Below are 648 nucleotides of genomic sequence, written 5' to 3'. Positions count from 1 at the left end.
GCACCACTCCCGCACCGTCCTCATGCACGCCGTCACCCACCAGGACATCCCCTTCGACAAACTCGTCGAACACACCCGACCCACCCGCGACCGCCACACCCCACCCCTCATCCAGACCGTCTTCACCACCATGGAAGGCACCGATCCGGCACCGCTGCACACCGCCACGATGCGGCCGCTGCCGATCGACGAGGGGGTCGCGAAGTTCGACCTGACCGTCCAGGTGCAGGTGGAGCCGGACGCCGTCCGGGTGCTCTTCGACTACGCCTGCGACCTGTACGAGCCCGCCACGATGGCCGAGCTGGCCGACAGCTACCGGGCCCTGGTGGCCGCCGTGCTGGCCGAGCCGGACCGGCCGCTGTCCACCGTGGTCGCGGTCACGGCCGCCCAGCGGGAGCGGCTCGCGGACGCGTTGATCGCCAGCCCGGTTCCGGTCCCGCCCGGTGATCTGGGGTGCGTGCCCCGGCTGGTGACGGAGACGGCCCAACGGCAGCCCGACGCGCTCGCCGTCGTCGACGGGACGGGCGCGATCACCTACCGCGAACTCGACGAGCGGTCCAACCACCTCGCCCACCAACTCCTGCACCACGGCGCCCGACCCGACCACCCCGTCGCCGTCAGCCTCCCACCCGGCACACCCGCCATCAC

General features: G+C 72.1%; 1 protein-coding gene. It reads left to right on the top strand.

What is annotated here, in order from left to right; genetic code table 11:
• Positions 1–648: condensation domain-containing protein (locus RM555_RS30815; RefSeq protein ID WP_311414999.1), on the top strand; the 648-nt coding region annotated here is incomplete at both ends.

Origin of the sequence: Micromonospora reichwaldensis (assembly GCF_031845925.1) — a bacterium.
Lineage (GTDB): Bacteria > Actinomycetota > Actinomycetes > Mycobacteriales > Micromonosporaceae > Micromonospora > Micromonospora reichwaldensis.
The sequence above is the reverse complement of the archived record's forward strand: the minus strand, read 5'-3'. Positions and strand labels throughout refer to the sequence as shown.